The organism is Paracoccus sp. IB05, from assembly GCF_016405985.1.
Lineage (GTDB): Bacteria > Pseudomonadota > Alphaproteobacteria > Rhodobacterales > Rhodobacteraceae > Pseudogemmobacter.
In genome coordinates this window covers 33194-49604 of record NZ_JAEFCF010000015.1, presented here as the reverse complement: position 1 = coordinate 49604, position 16411 = coordinate 33194, and the positions used below count along the sequence as shown (strand labels likewise).

General features: G+C 66.6%; 14 protein-coding genes and 1 riboswitch. Of the genes, 6 read left to right on the top strand and 8 right to left on the bottom strand.

Annotated elements, in window-relative coordinates; all coding sequences use genetic code 11:
- Window positions 1-4 precede the first annotated feature (4 nt).
- The 4 genes from fhuB to JC607_RS11610 are packed head-to-tail and all read right to left on the bottom strand — an operon-like array spanning window position 5 to window position 5898.
- Entirely contained in the window at window positions 5-1936 is a 1932-nt protein-coding gene (gene fhuB / locus JC607_RS11625) for a Fe(3+)-hydroxamate ABC transporter permease FhuB (protein WP_198837089.1), read from the bottom strand.
- A complete protein-coding gene (locus JC607_RS11620) occupies window positions 1936-2796 on the bottom strand; it encodes an ABC transporter substrate-binding protein (RefSeq protein ID WP_198837088.1) in 861 nt (286 codons plus the stop codon). Before JC607_RS11620 ends, fhuB begins: the two co-directional genes overlap by 1 nt.
- On the bottom strand, window positions 2793-3746 hold the full coding sequence (locus JC607_RS11615) for a hypothetical protein (RefSeq protein WP_198837087.1): 954 nt from the start codon (window positions 3744-3746) through the stop codon (window positions 2793-2795). Before JC607_RS11615 ends, JC607_RS11620 begins: the two co-directional genes overlap by 4 nt.
- Before the next feature lie 10 nt (window positions 3747-3756).
- Window positions 3757-5898, bottom strand: coding sequence for a TonB-dependent siderophore receptor (locus JC607_RS11610; protein WP_198837086.1), 2142 nt, complete (start codon window positions 5896-5898; stop codon window positions 3757-3759).
- Between the two features lie 109 nt (window positions 5899-6007).
- Window positions 6008-6203: riboswitch (cobalamin riboswitch) on the bottom strand.
- Between the two features lie 234 nt (window positions 6204-6437).
- Between JC607_RS11610 and pdxY the strand changes: the two genes are divergently transcribed.
- Complete coding sequence (pdxY, locus tag JC607_RS11605) at window positions 6438-7304, top strand: pyridoxal kinase (RefSeq protein ID WP_198837085.1); 867 nt, start codon at window positions 6438-6440, stop codon at window positions 7302-7304.
- Window positions 7305-7640: 336 nt separating this feature from the next.
- On the opposite strand, the gene JC607_RS11600 is transcribed toward pdxY, so the two are convergent.
- Window positions 7641-9026, bottom strand: a complete 1386-nt coding sequence (locus tag JC607_RS11600; protein ID WP_198837084.1) for a diguanylate cyclase — start codon at window positions 9024-9026, stop codon at window positions 7641-7643.
- 458 nt (window positions 9027-9484) lie between these two features.
- Between JC607_RS11600 and JC607_RS11595 the strand changes: the two genes are divergently transcribed.
- From JC607_RS11595 to JC607_RS11585, 3 genes are all read left to right on the top strand, one after another.
- Window positions 9485-9766 carry a DUF3572 family protein gene (locus JC607_RS11595; protein WP_198837083.1) on the top strand — a complete coding sequence of 94 codons (282 nt, stop codon included), beginning with the start codon at window positions 9485-9487 and terminating at the stop codon, window positions 9764-9766.
- Window positions 9767-9882: 116 nt separating this feature from the next.
- Entirely contained in the window at window positions 9883-10575 is a 693-nt protein-coding gene (locus tag JC607_RS11590) for an HAD family hydrolase (RefSeq protein WP_198837082.1), read from the top strand.
- Window positions 10576-10700: 125 nt separating this feature from the next.
- Window positions 10701-12299, top strand: coding sequence for a trimethylamine methyltransferase family protein (locus tag JC607_RS11585; RefSeq protein WP_198837081.1), 1599 nt, complete (start codon window positions 10701-10703; stop codon window positions 12297-12299).
- A gap of 105 nt (window positions 12300-12404) precedes the next feature.
- On the opposite strand, the gene ribD is transcribed toward JC607_RS11585, so the two are convergent.
- Both ribD and nrdR read right to left on the bottom strand, forming a co-directional pair.
- Window positions 12405-13499 carry a bifunctional diaminohydroxyphosphoribosylaminopyrimidine deaminase/5-amino-6-(5-phosphoribosylamino)uracil reductase RibD gene (ribD, locus tag JC607_RS11580; RefSeq protein WP_255532476.1) on the bottom strand — a complete coding sequence of 365 codons (1095 nt, stop codon included), beginning with the start codon at window positions 13497-13499 and terminating at the stop codon, window positions 12405-12407.
- A gap of 34 nt (window positions 13500-13533) precedes the next feature.
- Entirely contained in the window at window positions 13534-14004 is a 471-nt protein-coding gene (gene nrdR / locus JC607_RS11575; protein WP_198837080.1) for a transcriptional regulator NrdR, read from the bottom strand.
- Window positions 14005-14224: 220 nt separating this feature from the next.
- On the opposite strand from nrdR, the gene JC607_RS11570 reads away from it, so the two are divergent.
- Window positions 14225-14659 carry a hypothetical protein gene (locus JC607_RS11570; protein WP_198837079.1) on the top strand — a complete coding sequence of 145 codons (435 nt, stop codon included), beginning with the start codon at window positions 14225-14227 and terminating at the stop codon, window positions 14657-14659.
- A 62-nt stretch (window positions 14660-14721) separates the two neighbouring features.
- Here the strand turns inward: JC607_RS11570 and JC607_RS11565 are convergent, their stop codons facing one another.
- Window positions 14722-15219 (bottom strand): hypothetical protein, encoded by a 498-nt coding sequence (locus tag JC607_RS11565; RefSeq protein WP_198837078.1) that lies wholly within the window; start codon window positions 15217-15219, stop codon window positions 14722-14724.
- Between the two features lie 207 nt (window positions 15220-15426).
- Between JC607_RS11565 and JC607_RS11560 the strand changes: the two genes are divergently transcribed.
- The gene (locus JC607_RS11560) at window positions 15427-16332 is read left to right on the top strand and encodes a DMT family transporter (RefSeq protein WP_198837077.1); all 906 of its coding nucleotides are present in this window, start codon (window positions 15427-15429) and stop codon (window positions 16330-16332) included.
- The last annotated feature ends 79 nt before the right edge of the window (window positions 16333-16411 follow it).

Sequence of the window (16411 nt, the reverse complement as noted above, 5' to 3'; positions counted from 1 at the left end):
CGGGTCACGCCGGTCTCCTTGCGAGAAAGATCATGAGGAAAACCCCGCCGCAAAGCAGCGCCATCATCCCCGCAGGGATCTGCCAGGGGAAGGCCAGATTGCGGCCAAGCCAGTCGGCCAGAACCATCAGCGCAGCCCCGCTTATCGTGGCAAGCGGCAGTTGCGCGCTGGCGCGGGGCGGGCCGCAAAACCGCGCGATGGCGGGGGCGATCAGCCCGATGAAGCCCGGCGGGCCGGTCAGGATCGTGCCGACAGCCGTGGCCAGCGCCGCGAGCACCACCACGCTTGCGCGGGCCCGTGTCAGCGGCAGCCCCAGCAGGCGGGCGGCGTTCGGCCCGAGAGGCAGCAGGTCGAGCCAGCGCCGGAGCAGCAGCGCGAGGCCAAGAAGCGCCGCCGTCACGCTCAACGCGATGACGGCATCCGAAAGGGCGATCCGGTAGGTGGAGCCGGAGAGCCAGGTCATCAGCTGCCCCGCGCGCGGATGGCCCGAGGCCAGCAGCATCGCCAGAACCGCCGACAGGAGCATCGAGACCGCCAGCCCGGCAAGCAGCAGCCCTTCGGAAGAAAACCGCAGCCGCGCACCTGCGGCAAGGATCAGGACAAGACCTGCGAGAGCGCCAAGGCTGGTGGCGCCGTAAAGCAGCCCGCGTCCGCCGCCGCCCGTCATCACGACGGCCAGCACGAGGCCAAGGGCCGCCGCGCCGCTGATGCCGAGAAGCTCGGGGCTGGCCAGCGGATTGCCGGTCAGCCGCTGCATCAGGCAGCCCGCAAGACCGAAGGCCGCACCGGCTGCCGCAGCACCGGCCACGCGCGGCACCCGCCAGTCAAACATGGCGAGGGGCGAGATGTCCCAGCCCTCCGGCCCGCGCCCGATGGCAAGGGCGACGGCAAACAGCGCCAAAAGCCCCAGCAGAAGAAGGGACAGCCGGGGCACAGGCCGCGCGCGGCGTGGTAAAGCGGGCAGGAGATGCTCCGGCGCGGGCTGGCTGCTTTTTCGCAACAGCGCGATCATCAGCACCGCCCCGATCAGGGCCAGAAGCGTGCCGGTCTGCACCGGGATCCAGGGGCGCAGCAGCTGGACCAGCTGATCCGCCAGCATCAGGATCCCGGCGCCCGTCACCGCAATCGCGCCGGTTCCCGGCGTCCGGCCGGTCAGCGCGCGGGCCACCAGCGGTGCGATGATGCCGAGAAAGGCGAAAACCCCGGTCAGCGCGGTCACCAGCGCGGCAAGGCTCACCGCCGCCGTCGCCAGGATGACCCGCCAGCCGCCCGGCGCCAGCCCCAGCACCCTTGCGCCCTGATCGCCAAGCGCCAGCACCTCGAGCGGCCTGCGCGCGAAAGGCGCGAGCATCAGCGCCAGCGCCAGTGCCGGGGCAAGCCGTGCGGCACTGGTCCAGCCCTCCTGCTCCAGCGCGCCCGCCTGCCAGAGGAACAGGCTTTGCAGCACCTCATGGTGAAACAGGGTCAGCACGGCATTCAGCCCGCCAAGGCTCGTGGTCACCACCAGCCCCGACAGGATCAGCGTGAGCGACGAGACCCCCTGCAGCGCGGCCAGCGCCAGCGCCAGCGCCAGCGCCGCCAGCGCGCCGGCGAAAGCCGGCAGCGGCAGCCAGGCCGGCGCAAGGCCCGGCGCGTTCAGGAGTGTCAGCGTCAGCGCACATTGCGCCCCGGCGGTGATTCCCAGCGTCGCGGGCTCGGCAATCGGGTTGCGGAAAACGCGCTGCAGCAAAGCACCGGCCAGCGCGAGCGCCGCCCCCGCCAGAGCGGCGGTGACGAGGCGCGGCACGGCGCTCAGATGCAGGATAAGCGCCGGGATATCGCCCGGATCGGCCCAGAGGATCGCGGCTGGCCAGCGGCCCGGCAGCGCAGTCCCGGCGTTCAGCGCGAAGAGCACCAGCGCGGCAAGGCCTGGCAAAAGGATCAGCAGGGCGCGCATCAGATCAGCCCGATCCCGGTTGTAAGGGCATCGGCGAGTCGGGTGGCCGAGGCGAGGCCGCCTGCGGGGAAGACCGGCGGCAAGGGAATGGCGCGCAGGGCGCCGCTTTCGATCACACGGGTGAAGAGCGCGCCCTGCGGCAGCGGCCCGGTGGCGAGGATCGGGGCGCCGGTCGCGAGGATCTCGCTGAGGCCAAGCGGCAAGGCGCCCGGCGGGCCGCTGCCGGGAAGCGCATTGCGCCCTCCGGCCCCGGCCAGCAGATCGCCGGGCAGCGAGCCTTCGGTGAAAACCAGCGCGTGTCGGCCATCTTCCAGAAAGCGGGCCAGCAGAACAGGAGGCGGGTTGCGGCTGGCGATGGCCCGGCTCAGGCGGTTCCGGGCGCGGTCAAATCCGGTGACAAGGTCATCCGCGCTGATCTGCCCCGCCTCGGCGATCTTTCGGGCCAGATCGGTCGCGATCTCAAGACCGGGGCGGGAAAAGGGCATTGTCTCCAGCCAGAGGACCGGCGCGATCCGCTCCAGTGCCGCCTGCGGCCCGCGCTGCCAGTCGGCGGCGATGATCAGATCGGGGGCAAGGTGAACCAGCAGCTCCATATTCGGCTCATTGAGCGGGCCGAGGTCATGGAGGCCATCGGGCAAAGCCGGAACGCCGACGAGGCGGCGATAGAGCGGCAGATTGCCGGCGGCGAGCGGGCTGATCCCAAGCGCCAGCGCGGTTTCGGTCAGGATCAGTTCGCTCGTGACAAAACGGGGCGCGCGCGCGTCCTGTGCTCGGGCCCCGCGCGGCGCAAGGGCCGGAAGGAGTGCCGAAACCCCGAGCGCCAGCGCCCCGCGCCGCGTCAAAGGGGGGAAGGGGGTCATATCTGGCCCCGGACCGCAGCCAGAAGCGGGCGGTCATAGCGCGAGAGCCAGGCTTCGGGCGGGGCGAGGCCGGTCTCGGCGAGCCATTGGCGAAGGGTGACGCGGATGACGGCCTGGGCGTGGCGGTCGGGTCTCTGACCGGGCGCATCGGTGGCCTCGGGCGGCAGGTGGTTTTGCAGCCGCGCGCGGGTTGCGGCTTTCAGCGCCGTCAGGTCGGGGCGGCCGTGACGCGCGAGGATGGTCTGGAATGCAGCATGGAGATCGGGATCGAACGGGCGGAGCTGTCCCGGGCGCACCCGCGCCGGATGCGGCGGGAAGATATGGGCAAAGGGCAGCCAGCCCTCCGGTACCGGCGTGGTCGCGGCATGGGTCAGGCCCCGGCTCCCGGCCGAAGGGATCGCATGGATCGGGCAGGCGCCATCCGCCACCCGCTCGGCGCGCAGAAAAGGCGTCTCGGCAATCCAGTCACCCGGCAGAGCGGCCAGCGCCTCGCGGCAATCGTTCCAGTGCTGGCCCGCCAGCAGCAGAGCCTGGGCGCGGGTCGTCGCTGCAGGTCGAAAGAGACAGCGAAGCCCGGCATGGCCCAGCCCCAGATCAAGCGCCGGTGCGCCCTGGTCTGCGGTGACCAGGGCCGCGTCATCCGCGACCACCGTGAGGCGGCGGTCGCGGGGCCGGGGCGGCGGCCCGCCCGCCTGGCAGAGCGCGATCCCGTGGTTCCAGCCCCTCGGCTCGCTGCTGAGGGTCTCGAACGCGAGAAGCTTTGCGCCGGGGGCGAGGCGGGCGCGCCCGGTCTCACCTTCCAGCACCAGTGCCCCGCCGATCTTTTGCGGGATACCGGTCAGGTCAAACCCCATGAACCCTGCAAGGGTGCCGATGCTCCACAAATGCCCTTCGGCGCCGAAAAGCCGTTCAAGCAACGCGAAGGTTTCATCTTGTGGGGCATCGGTCATGGGGGCGCTTTCAGAACTTCGAGGTCAGCTGCAACTCGAACCGGCGCGGCGCACCGAGAGCCACCTGACCCTTTTCGGGGTAGAGATATGCCGCATAGCTTTTGTCGAAGAGGTTCGTCACGCGCAAAGACAGGGTCGAGGTCTCGCCCGCCTGCCAGTCAAGCCCGGCATTGATCAGTGAAAAACTGCCGCGTTTCCCGGTATTGGCGTAATCATACCAGGCCTTGCCGACGAATTGCACACCCAGATGCGCGGTCCAGGCATTGGCGAATTCCCAGGAGGCCCAGAGATTGGCCGAGGTTTCCGGCACGAGCAGCGGCACATTCCCCGAATAATCCACCCAGGAAAAGGTGTTGAAATCGAGGAAGGTGAAATCGTCAAACCGCGCTTTGGTGCGGGCGATGTTGCCGCTGAGCCGCAGGGTATCGGTCACCCTGGCGCTGGCTGCCAGCTCGATCCCGCGCGAAGATTGCTGCCCGGCCTGTTGCATCGTGAAAGAGCCCGGCGCCAGCACCGGCACATTGCGCTTCACGATATCATAGGCGGTGAGCGACCATTCGGCGCGGCCATCGGCAAAGCTCTGGCGCAGCCCGATCTCGAATTGCCGCCCCGTGGTCAGATCGAAATCGCGGAAATTCGCGGCGTAATCCATCAGCGGCATGTTCACCGGGTCGGTGGACCAGGCCAGCTGGCCGTAAACCACCGTGGTCTCAGTCGCCGCCCAGCTGAGCGCGACCCGCGCCGATGGGGCCTTGTAGCTGGCGTCAAAGCTCGTGGCGGGGTTTGCGATGCCCTGGCGGCTCAGGTCGAACCAGTCCTGGCGCAGGCCAAGGCTGAGCGCCAGCCCCTGGCCAAGCTCGGTGCGGTTTTCCAGAAAGATCGCGCGCTGGTCGAGGGTCGAGCGGTATTGCGCCACCGGGGTCAGGCCGGTGGGGAAACGGCCGGGGCGCGGGTTGAACGGATCGACCGTGACCGAGCCGAAGTTGAAGGCACTGGCATAGCTGGATTTCGAGCGGTTCAGGTCAAAGCCGATCACCGTATGGCTGTCATAGCCCGCGATCCCATGGCGAAAGCCTGCATCCAGCCGGAAGCCGGTCTGATCCTGATCCTGGTCGATGGCGACGAATTCGCCGACCGATACCGTATCGGTCACCGGATCCCATTCATAGGTTTCAGCATTGCGGAAGCTGCGGTCAGAGCCGATGCGGTAAAGCACTGCCGACACGCGGACCGCGTCCGACGGCGCCCATTCGGTTTTCAGCTGCAGCCAGTGATCGGTGAAGTCGGTCTTCGCGTCTTCGACATTGTAGGTCAGCGCCTCGGTCCCCGCGATGAGGACCCCGTTGCGCAAAGGCGTGCCATAATAGGTCATCGGCTCGCGCTTTGCGTAATCGGCGGACAAGGTGAAGGTCAGATCAGGCGTCGCCTTCCAGCTCAGCGCGGCGGTCACGGCGCCGAGACTGTCATCCGCACCGTCGATCCAGCCGTCGGATCCATCTGCGATCACCGCGATGCGGTAGGAAAGCGTGTCCGAGAGCGAGCCGCCACTGTCGGCGCCAAAGCGCAGCCTGCCATCTGACCCCGCAAGCGCGGTCAGCAAATGACGTGGCGCGCCGTCAAACGGGCGTTTGGGCATCGCATTGACGAAACCGCCAATCGCGCCATGGCCATGGATCACCGAACCGCCGCCTTTCAGGACCTCGAATTCCTCGATCAGCCAGCTGTCGACCGGGAAGGAGATATTGCCGCGTCCGGGAAACTGCCTCGTGCCGTCAAACAGCATCATGACCGAGCTCGTGCCCTGAAAGCCGCGCGCGGCAAAGGCATTGTCATAGCCCGGCGCAGAGATAGAGGTGACCCCGGTTGCGGTCTGCGACACGGCGGCGGTGATCGAATGGAGACCGCGTTCGGCCATGGTCTCGGTGCCGATCACCTCGACGGCAGCAGGGATGTCGCGGATTTTTTCGCCCAGCCGGCTGGCGGTGGGCGCTCTGGCCTCAAGCCCCTGGCCTGCGTCGTCATCGACCGGCAGCCAGATGGTGCCAAGGCCGATGGTGGTCTCTTCGGCCAGCGCCGGCACAGCGGCGATGGGGGTGAGAGCGGTAAGTGTCAGCAAAAGCCGCACAGAGGTGCGGCGGGAAATGGACGGCATGAAGTTTACCCCGAAAGGCGTTTTGCACGTCACTGCAGACTGCAAGGAACCGGCGGGCACTCACCCGCATGTCACCCTCGCCATCAGGAACCCCCGCCCGATGCGCCTGCCCGTGAATATGGCCGACGGCAGGTCTCCTGGCTCGCGGGTCTCCGGGTTTCGCGCCTTCCCAGGGCCTTGTGGCCCCAGTGGCATATCGCGAAACCCTCGCCGCTCACAGTTGCGGGGGCAGCCGCAGATGAGGCGGATGCCCTGCTGCGTTCCCTCTTTCCTCCCTCGCGGGAACCGTCGCTTCTGCGCTACCTGCCGCAATGGCGGTCTGTCAACGCCCGTTCTCACGGGCGCGTTACAAGGGCGCGTCCGGGGCCTGTCCTGAGCGGCAGGCCGGGGGTCTGTCATTCGGGCCCCGTCTTCAGGTCTTTGCGGAAATTCCCCAAAGCCCCGTGGTTTACCCCATGGTCTTTTGCGCGCGGGCGGTTGTAACCTCTGCCCGCGCGCCCGGAGCCATGACCGGGATCATGTGCGGGAAGGACATAGCCATGCAGACACCGCCTTTCGTCATTTCGATCCAGAGCCAGGTCGTGTTCGGCCATGTCGGCAATTCGGCGGCGCTGTTTCCGCTTTGCGCGGCGGGGCTGGAGGTGGCAGCGATCCCGACGGTGGTGTTCTCGAATACCCCCGATTACCCGAGCCTGCGCGGTCGCGCGTTGCCCGAGGATTTCTTCGCCGATCTGCTTCTGGGCGCGATGGAGCGCGGGTTGCCCGAACGGGCCGATTACATTGTGACGGGCTATATCGGTTCGGCCGCGATCGCGCATCTGGCGGCGGAATTCATTGCAAAAGCGCGCGAGATCAACCCGCGACTGGTCTATCTCTGCGACCCGGTGATCGGCGATGCCGGGCCGGGGCGCTATGTGCCCGAAGCGGTGGTGGCGGTGATCCGCGACGAATTGCTGCCGCTGGCCGATCTGACCACGCCGAACCCGTTTGAGCTGTCGCTGTTGTCGGGGCAGAAGATTGCGCGGCTCGAAGATCTGGCGCTGGCGCGGGCGGGGCTGAACCTGCGCCCCGGGGCGCGGGTGATTGCGACCGGATGCGTGCTGGAAGACAGCCCGGCGGGCTGCCTTGAAAGCGTGGTGATCGGGCCGGAGCCGGGGCCGGACGGCGTGAGCCGTCACCCCGCGCCGCATTTGCCGCTGGCGCTGTCGGGGACCGGGGATCTGTTCGCCGCACTGATCATTGCCGGGCTGGGGCGCGGTCGTTCTCTGTCCGAAGCCGTTGTTTTTGCGCAAAAGCTCACCGGGGTTGCAATGGGGGAGGCAGCGGCGCTCGGACGGCAGGAGGTCATGCTGAGCAGCGCGGAATTTCTGGCGGGTCTGGCGGAACTGGCGGCGATCCGCCGCTGACCTGGCGCACCGGGCCCGTCCGCGCTGTTTTGCCTGTGGGGACCGCGGCGGGGCGGCTGTGGGACCGGTTTCCAGCAAGGGTTCTTCCGCAAAACGCGGCGGCGGATAAGCTCTGCCCGATCGCGTTTTGCGCTCTCTGGCAACGGCTGGAAAGCTGGCTTCATGACCAGGGCGCAGGGGCCGCCCGAAGGTCTCCTGCAGCGACAGGTGCGGCGCTGCCTGGCCTGAGGATACGAGGGCGAGGTCTGGCACCCGGTTCGGGCAAGGCGCTGGACGCGGGTTCTTCCCGCCAGACCATATCACGGGGGCGCCACAGGATGGCGGCAAGTGGTGGCGTCACACGGCGGTATGGCTGAGCGTTACGACATTGCGGCCCAGGGTTTTCGACTGCAAAAGCGCGCCATCGGCCGCATCCACCATGGCCGTGATATCCTCGGAAGGCGCCATCGGGCCGCCGCCGGTTTTCAGGCCGATGGAGACCGTCACGCTGAGCGCGACCCCCTTGCCGCCATCGACCGGCGTAGCGCCGACCACGCAGCGCAGCCGTTCGGCAATGCGCTGCGCCTCGGCGGCAGTGGTTTCGGGCAGGGCGATCAGGAATTCCTCGCCGCCGATCCGCGCCAGCATATCGTCGATCCGCAGATTGTCGCGCAGGCGGCGGACCACTTCGACCAGGACAGTGTCGCCGGTGGTATGGCCATAGCAGTCATTGACGGATTTGAACCGGTCGAGGTCGATCACCAGCACCGCGAATTCGCTGCCCTCGACCGCCGCCTGTTCGGCGATGCCTGCCAGGCGCGGGAAAGCATAGCGGCGGTTATAGGCGCCGGTCAGCGGGTCGATGATCGCCAGCCGCAGCCCGGCTTCGATCGAGCTCCGCTCGGCATCGGCCTGTTGTTTGCGCCGCAACAGCAGGCGGATGCGCAGATCCAGCTCTTCGGCGCTGACCGAAGGGTCGAGCACGTCATGGGCGCCCATATCAAAGGCCAGCGCGGCGGTGTCGCTGGTTTCCGGCGCCATGATGCAGAACATGCTGTGGCGGAAATGCGAGATGCCGGAAAGCTGGGTCATCAGTCGCAGACCGCCGCCATGGGTGCCGGTATCGGCCTCGATCAGAAAGACATGGGTGGGGGCCGGCTGCTCGCCATAGCTTGCCACCTCGACCGGGGCATGCACGCGCGCATGGTCACGCAGCCTTGGTGCCAGCTTTTGTTTCCAGCTCTGCGCGGTCTCGGGCCGGGCGGCGATCAGACCGATGGGACCGACCGGCAGAAAGCTGTCCTTGCGGTCGGCGAGGCCCAGCATCTCGGGAATCTCGCTGCCCCAGGCGCGCGACATGATCTGGCGTTCCTCGCGCTGGCGCAGCAGATTGCGGATTCGCGCCAGCAGGACCGACATATCGGGGGGCTTGACCATCACATCATCCGCACCGGCGCGCAGGGCGACAAGCCGGCGCTGTGCCGAGTCGGGCGCGACAAGGGCGATCACCGGCAGGTTGCGGGTGCGCGGATCGCTCCGCAAGGCGGCGATCAGCTGCGGGCCGGGCATATCGGGCAGGTCACAATCGACCACGATCAGATCGGGGCGCTCGCGCCGCGCCGCGCGCAGGCAGGAGCCGGCATCCGCCGTCAGCAGGGGCCGGAAAAAGCCATCGCCCAGCCGGGCCTGGAAGATGACCCGGTTCGCCGGGATAGAATCCGCGATCAGGATACGGCGTTGCATATAAGGCTTCCATGCTGGAACAGAGGTCGGAATGGGGCGCGGAGGAGAGTTGGGGCAGTGGCGGACGACAGGGGGCGGCCCGACAAAGGGTCAGATTGTATGATCATCAGTCGGCAGGAAGCAGGAATGACAGTGTGGTTTCACTGGTGAGGATTTTGTTACGCAGATGGTTAACAAATCCTTTCGAATCTGGTCACCTTTCGGGGATAATTCCTGGAATCTGTGGGTAAAGGTCTGGATAACAGCAAGGGCCAGGTATGGCGGCGACCTTGACTGGTCAAAAATGTTTCTCCCGAAGGTTGATCTGGCAGAAACTTTTCCAAAGATCCGGTGCGGATTCGCCGCCTGTTTTGGCGACCCATCCCGGCCCGGCCGGGACATGCGGCATTGCCGGCCGCGGGTGTCTGTGGAATGGATGAGGCTTAGGACGCGCGCGATGACATGAGGAGCCCGCCCCGATGACACAGCAGGAAAATGCGCAGATCCTGGCCCTGCAGGCCCTGGCCTGGCTTGCGGCGGATGAGGACCGGATTGGTCCGTTCCTGGCGCAAAGCGGTATCGGGATCCAGGACTTGCAGACGCGGGCCGGCGAGACAGAGGTCCTGGCAGCGGTGATGGATTTCCTGCTGGGCGATGATGCACGGGTCCTTGAATTCGCGGCCGGGGCGGGGCGTGCGCCCGCAGAGGTGGCGGCGGCGCGGGCAGCTTTGCCCGGGGGCGAGGTGCCCGACTGGACCTGAGCCGCCCGGATCAGGCCGCATGCGCGTTTTCGGCGGCGGCTGTGATCTGTGAGACGATCCTGATGCATACCCCCGGTCCTATGGTGCAAAGGGCCGCAGCCAGAGGAACCCGAGTGATGATCGACGCCCTGCTTTTCGACAAGGATGGCACGCTTTTCGACTTCCGTAAAAGCTGGGGCGCCTGGGCGCAAAGCTTTCTGACCGAGATCGCGAGCGATGCGGATCATGCCAGCCGGCTGGCGGCGGCTATCGGCTATCTGCCTGATACCAATGATTTTCACCCCGACAGCCCGGTCATCGCGGCGACAGCGGCGGATATTGCCGCAACGCTGCAACCGCATCTGCCGGGGGCCGGACTTGCCGCACTGACCGGGCGGATCGACCAGGCGGCGGCCCAGGCGGGCATGGTCGAGGCGGTGCCGCTGGTGCCGCTTTTCACCGCGCTGCGGGGGCGCGGGCTGAAACTTGGCATCGTCACCAATGATTCCGAACGCCCGGCGAAGGCACATATGGCGGCACATGGGCTGACCGGGCTGGTCGATTACATCGCCGGCTATGACAGCGGCCATGGTGCGAAACCGGGGCCGGGGATGCTGAACGCCTTTCTGCGCGAACAGGGCCTCAGGCCCGAGCGGGTGGCGATGATCGGCGACTCGCGCCATGATATGGAGGCGGGGCACGCGGCGGGCATGACGCGGATCGCGGTGCTGACCGGGATCGCCACCGAGGCCGATCTGGCGCCGCATGCCGATCTGGTCTTGCGTGATATCGGTGCGTTGCCGGCCTGGCTGGATCAGCTGTCGGACTGATTATCTGCAGCCGCGCGCCAAAAACGACACCAGCATGTCGCCGGTTTGTTGCGCCTGTGCGCGCCGGCTCAGTCATCGTGATTCCTGACCGGGCCGCGCGCCCGGAGCTTCAGGGAGGGCCGCAGATGACCGGGGATTCAGAGATCCAGGCAGGTGACCACGCTTCTGACAGCGGGGCTGACACGGGTCGGCGCAAGCGCAGCGGCGGTCGCGCCGGGATGAAATCTCGCGGCGCTTTGGCCATTGAACAGATGCCCTGGCGGATCCCGCTGAACCCCGACCGCCCGACCGAGCCGCTGGATGCAGATGGCGTCCAGCGTGTCCACCGGGGTGCGATGACTATCCTCTCGGAGATCGGCATTGAGTTCCTGAACCCCGAAGCGCTGGAGATCATGCGTAAGGCGGGCTGCATCATCAACGGCACCAATGTGCGGATGGATGAGGCCTTTGTGATGGAGATGCTGGGCCATGCTCCCAGCCAGTTCACCATCACGCCGCGCAACCCCGAGCGGGAGATCGTGATCGGCGGCAAACACATGGTGTTTGTAAATGTGTCGTCACCGCCGAACTCCTGGGATCTGGAGCGCGGCAAAAGATCCGGCGATTTCGCGAGTTTCCAGGAATTCATCAAACTGACGCAGTATTTCAACTGCATCCATGTCGCGGGCGGCTATCCGGTCGAACCGATTGATATTCACGCAAGCGTGCGCCATCTCGACTGTTTGCAGGAAAAGCTGGTGGTGAGTGATAAGGTGGTCCATGCCTATAGCCTGGGCGCCGAGCGGGTCGAGGATGTGATGGAGATGGTCCGCATCGCGGGCGGGCTTTCGCATTCCGAATTTGACGCAAAGCCGCGTATGTACACGAATATCAATTCGGTCTCGCCCCTGAAGCATGACTATCCGATGCTGGATGGCGCGATGCGGCTCGCGCGCCGTGGCCAGCCGGTGGTGATCACACCCTTCACGCTGGCGGGGGCTATGGCGCCGGTCACGATGGCGGGGGCGGTGGCTTTGTCACTGGCCGAGGCTTTGGCAGCGGTGGCGCTGCTCCAGTATATCAATCCGGGCTGTCCGGTGGCGATCGGAACCTTCACCTCGAATGTCGATATGAAATCGGGTGCGCCCGCGTTCGGGACGCCGGAATATATGCGCGCGACGCAGATGACCGGGCAGCTGGTGCGATATTACGGGTTGCCGCTGCGGTCTTCCGGCGTTTGCGCGGCCAATGTGCCCGATGGCCAGGCGATGTGGGAGACCTCGAATTCGCTCTGGGCGGCGGTGCAGTCAGGGACCAATATGGTCTATCACGCGGCGGGTTGGCTCGAAGGGGGGCTGATAGCGAGCCCTGAGAAATTCGTGATGGATTGCGAGGTCCTGCAGATGATCCAGCGCTATTTCGAGGAGGCGACTTTTGCTTCCGGCGAGGACGACATCGCGCTGGATGCGATCCGTGAGGTGGGACCGGGCGGGCATTTCTTTGGCTGCGCCCATACCCAGGCGCGCTATCAGACCGCGTTCTATCAGCCCTTTGCCAGCGACTGGCGCAATTATGAGGCCTGGGCGCTGGATGGCGCGACCTGGACCGCCGAGCGGGCGCATCGGATCTATAAGCAGATCCTTGCGGAATTCGAGCCTCCGGCCATGGATCATACGGCGCAGGAGGAGCTCGCGCGCTTTGTGGCGCGGCGCAAGCAGGAAGGCGGCGCGCCGACCGATTTCTGAGCCTGTTGATCCCGGCATGCGGGGGCCACAAGCACGCCGCGGCCTTTCAGGCAGGGGGCGGGGCGTGCCACACGGGCGCCTTGTTTCTCTGTGGCGCGCCGAGGGTCAGAATTTCCAGCGACAGAGGAGATCTGCGCCTGTCCGCCGTTCTGAGATCAGCCGCAGGCGGGGCGCGTCTTGCAGGGCGCTGAGCCCCAGCGGGCCGAGGGCGGCGCGCCCGTCTTCTCCGATCAGCGCGCCGGCGGTGAAGCATGCCAGTTCATCGACGAGGCCCGCGCGGATCAGCGCTGCGGCGAGGCTGCCGCCGCCTTCGCAGAAGATACGGGTCAGGCCCTCGGCGGCGAGGGTTTTCAGCGCGGCCGTCAGGTCGAGATGGGCGCCGGTTCTGGGGCAGGGGAGCAGTTTCGCGCCCGTTGCGGCCCAGGCCGCCTGTGCGGCGGAGGGCGCGTCGGACCCATGCAGCAGCCAGACTGGCACCTCGCGCGCTGTGCGGCCGAGGCGGCTGCCGGGGCGGTGGCTCAGCCGGCTGTCGATCACGATGCGCACCGGCTGGCGGGGGGCGCCGAGGTCGCGCACCGTCAGATCCGGGTCATCGGCGCGGGCGGTGCCGGAGCCGATCATCACCGCATCATGCTCCATCCGCATGGCATGGACTGCGCGGCGCGACTCCGGCCCGGTGATCCAGCGGCTTTCGCCGGTGCCGGTGGCGATGCGGCCATCGAGTGTGGTGGCGAGTTTCAGCGTCACAAAAGGCAATCCGCGCGTCACGCGTTTCAGAAAACCTGCGGTGATTTCCGTGGCCTCGGCGGCGAGGATGCCTTCGGTGACCTCAATTCCCGCCGCGCGCAGGATCGCGTGGCCCCGACCGGCGACGCGGGCGTCGGGATCGGTGATCGCGGTGACGACCCGCGCCACACCTGCCGCCACCAGCGCCTCGGCGCAAGGGCTGGTATTGCCGTGATGGGCGCAGGGCTCCAGCGTCACATAGGCGGTGGCGCCGCGCGCAGCCGCGCCGGCCTGGGTCAGCGCCACGCGTTCGGCATGGGGGCGCCCGCCGGGCTGTGTGGTGCCGCGCCCGACGACCCGCCCGTCTTTCACCAGCACGCAGCCGACCGAAGGGTTGGGCCAGCACGTGCCATTGCCCCGCGCCGCGAGGCGCAGGGCATGGGTCATATGGGTCTCGTCGATCTGGCGGGTCATGGTCGCTCCGGGGCCTTTTTCAGGCCCCGGGGGATTATTCCTCGGCCTTGTCGGTGGCGGGCCGCAGCTCGCTGACAAAGCGGTCGAAATCACCCGCAGCCTGGAAGTTCTTGTAAACGCTGGCAAAGCGAACATAGGCGACCGTGTCGATCCTGGCGAGGGATTCCATCACAATTTCCCCGATGGTGCGCGAGGGCACATCGGTTTCGCCCATGCTTTCGAGCCGCCGCACGATGCCGGAGATCATCTGGTCGATGCGCTCGGGGTCGATGGGGCGCTTCTGCATCGCGATCCGGATCGAACGCTCCAGCTTGTCGCGGTCGAAATCCTCGCGTTTGCCATTGGATTTGACCACCACCAGATCGCGCAGCTGCACGCGCTCATAGGTGGTGAAACGCCCGCCACAGGCGGGGCAGAAACGGCGACGACGGATCGAGACGTGATCTTCGGCGGGACGCGAGTCCTTCACCTGGGTGTCGATATTACCGCAGAACGGGCAGCGCATCGCGCCCTCCTTGCTTGTTGTTATTGGCCTGCCTCAAGACCGGGTGTTCCCCCCGGTTCATTGCTCTGACTATAGGCACCACCACCGGATGAGGAGAAAGGGAAAAAGTTAACCACCGGATATTGTGTGGGCCAGGTGTGGCCGGGAGGACTCAAACGCGGCCCCCCGGAGGGGCGTGTTTTTGCATGGCATCTGTCATTTCTATGTTACGATTTCATGCATGACGCAGCGCCTCGCCCTTTTATCCGCCGCCTGTCTCGCCGTGTTTCCGGGCGGTGCCCCTGGGTTATCGGCGCAGGAGGCCCTGAAAGGCCCGGGAGAGACAGGCCCGGCAGAGACAGGCCCGGCGGAAAAGGGACCCGGCGGCGAGACGATCTGCGCCCCGAGGGCCCGGCTGCTGGCGCGTCTGGAACATGGGCGGGACTTTGCCGCCCAGGGCCAGGGGTTGCGCGATTCCGAGGCGATGATCGAGATCCGTGCCGATGTGGATGGAAACTGGCTTTTGCTGCAAAATTATGCGGATGGGCTGAGCTGCCTTCTCGCGATGGGCGAGGCCTGGGACGGCGCGGGCCCGACCGCGCCGCGCGCGGGTGGGGTGGGGCGCGCGCTTCCCCCTGACGCCGTTCCGCCGGCGAAGAAAACCGATCCTGCCTGAGGGTCCGCAGCAGATCGGTCCGCCCGGGGCGGACGGCAGGGGCAATCAAAAGGGGATTTGGCCTAGTTGCAGGGCGCGGTGGTCCAGCGGTGATTCTCAAAGCTCCAGCATTGGCCGATGCTCTCTTTCGCGCCGTAAAGCAGATCGAGCCCGTTTCGCACCGAGCCTTTGGTGCAGTCGAGCGCGGCGATCAGCTTCTCGCCTTTGAGCACATTCACCCCGCCTTCGGGCTTTGCATCTGAGTCCTGGCGGTCAAAGCTGGACCAGACCTCATAGCTGGTGCCGTCATTGTGGAATGTGACAGCCTCCCAGATCGCGCGGCCGACGCCAGGCCAGGGCTGGTACTGCAGTTCGCTCAGCGCCGTGGCGATCTCGAGCTCGGGCTTGCCTGCGGGGCCGAAGCGATAGCTCACCGCACTGCCGGTACGGCAGACTTCCAGCTCTTTCTTGCCGATGCGGCATTCAAAGAGACCCTCGCCCTGGCAGGCGGCAAAGGCGGGGGCGGCGGAGAGCAGGCCGGCGACCAGAGGGACAAGGGCAGCAAGAGCAAACGGGCGCATCGGACATCCTGAAATCGGGTTTCACGCGAGGCTGGAGGGAAATGCCCTGAGGCGCAAGGGAGGGTTTTCCGGCTATTTTCATCGGGGTGCTTTCATTCGGGGCGCTTTCACCGGGGCGCGTGCCGCCCTGTGGGGAAGGCGCATGCCCTGAGCGCTTGCCAGTGGCGCCTGGCTCGCATAGTCCCTTGAAAACTGGAGGTTCTGAGCATGGAAATCTGGATCCCGATCACCCTTGCCGGTGCCTTTTTGCAAAATCTGCGCTCGGCGGCGCAGAAGCATCTGAAAGGCGCGATGGGCACGACCGGCGCGACCTTCGTGCGCTTTGGCTTTGGTCTGCCGGTGGCGCTTTTGATGCTGGCGGGGATGCTGGCCTCGGGGCGCGGGCCACTGCCGGTGCCGCAGATCGACTTCGCGGTCTGGGTTCTGCTTGGAGCGCTGTCGCAGATTGCGGGGACATTCCTGCTGATCCACCTGTTTTCCTTTCGGAATTTTGCGGTCGGGACGGCTTATTCGCGGACCGAGCCCGCCCAGGCCGCGCTGTTCGGACTGATCTTTCTGGGCGAGCGGGTGACGCCGGGCGCGCTGGCTGCGATCGCGATCAGCGTGGCGGGTGTGATGCTGATATCAGTCGCGCATGTCCAGGGGGGGTGGCGGAGCCTCCTGACCTCGGTTTTCTCGCGCAATGCGCTGATCGGGCTGGGGTCCGGGGCGACGTTCGGGGGGTCGGCGGTGTCGTACCGGGCGGCGTCGCTTTCGCTTGGCGGGCCGGATTTCCTGACCCAGGCGACCCTGACGCTGGTGGCGACCCTGGTCGTGCAGGTGGTGGTGATGGGGGGCTGGATGCTCTGGCGCGAGCGGGAGGAATTCTCCCGCATCGCAAAGGCCTGGAAAGTATCGCTTTTTGCGGGTGTCTGCGGGGCAGGGGCCTCGCTGTGCTGGTTTTCGGCGATGACCTTGCAAAATGCGGCAGTGGTGAAGGCGCTTGGTCAGATCGAGCTTTTATTCACCTTTGCGGCGACGGTGTTCTTCTTTCGCGAAAAGATCGCGCCGCGCGAAGTGACCGGCAGCCTGTTGATCACGGGCGGGATCCTTGTCCTTCTGGTCTTTGGCTGATCTCAGGGAGATGCGGTTGCGCCAAAGGCGCAACCGGGGAGGGGGGGGGGGGGGGGGGGGGGGGGGGGGGGGGGGGGGG

Coding starts and splice junctions, on each gene's coding strand:
- fhuB (WP_198837089.1), bottom strand. CDS start 1,936: ATGCGCGCCCTGCTGATCCTTTTGCCAGGCCTTGCCGCGCTGGTGCTC.
- JC607_RS11620 (WP_198837088.1), bottom strand. CDS start 2,796: ATGACCCCCTTCCCCCCTTTGACGCGGCGCGGGGCGCTGGCGCTCGGG.
- JC607_RS11615 (WP_198837087.1), bottom strand. CDS start 3,746: ATGACCGATGCCCCACAAGATGAAACCTTCGCGTTGCTTGAACGGCTT.
- JC607_RS11610 (WP_198837086.1), bottom strand. CDS start 5,898: ATGCCGTCCATTTCCCGCCGCACCTCTGTGCGGCTTTTGCTGACACTT.
- pdxY (WP_198837085.1), top strand. CDS start 6,438: ATGCAGACACCGCCTTTCGTCATTTCGATCCAGAGCCAGGTCGTGTTC.
- JC607_RS11600 (WP_198837084.1), bottom strand. CDS start 9,026: ATGCAACGCCGTATCCTGATCGCGGATTCTATCCCGGCGAACCGGGTC.
- JC607_RS11595 (WP_198837083.1), top strand. CDS start 9,485: ATGACACAGCAGGAAAATGCGCAGATCCTGGCCCTGCAGGCCCTGGCC.
- JC607_RS11590 (WP_198837082.1), top strand. CDS start 9,883: ATGATCGACGCCCTGCTTTTCGACAAGGATGGCACGCTTTTCGACTTC.
- JC607_RS11585 (WP_198837081.1), top strand. CDS start 10,701: ATGACCGGGGATTCAGAGATCCAGGCAGGTGACCACGCTTCTGACAGC.
- ribD (WP_255532476.1), bottom strand. CDS start 13,499: ATGACCCGCCAGATCGACGAGACCCATATGACCCATGCCCTGCGCCTC.
- nrdR (WP_198837080.1), bottom strand. CDS start 14,004: ATGCGCTGCCCGTTCTGCGGTAATATCGACACCCAGGTGAAGGACTCG.
- JC607_RS11570 (WP_198837079.1), top strand. CDS start 14,225: ATGACGCAGCGCCTCGCCCTTTTATCCGCCGCCTGTCTCGCCGTGTTT.
- JC607_RS11565 (WP_198837078.1), bottom strand. CDS start 15,219: ATGCGCCCGTTTGCTCTTGCTGCCCTTGTCCCTCTGGTCGCCGGCCTG.
- JC607_RS11560 (WP_198837077.1), top strand. CDS start 15,427: ATGGAAATCTGGATCCCGATCACCCTTGCCGGTGCCTTTTTGCAAAAT.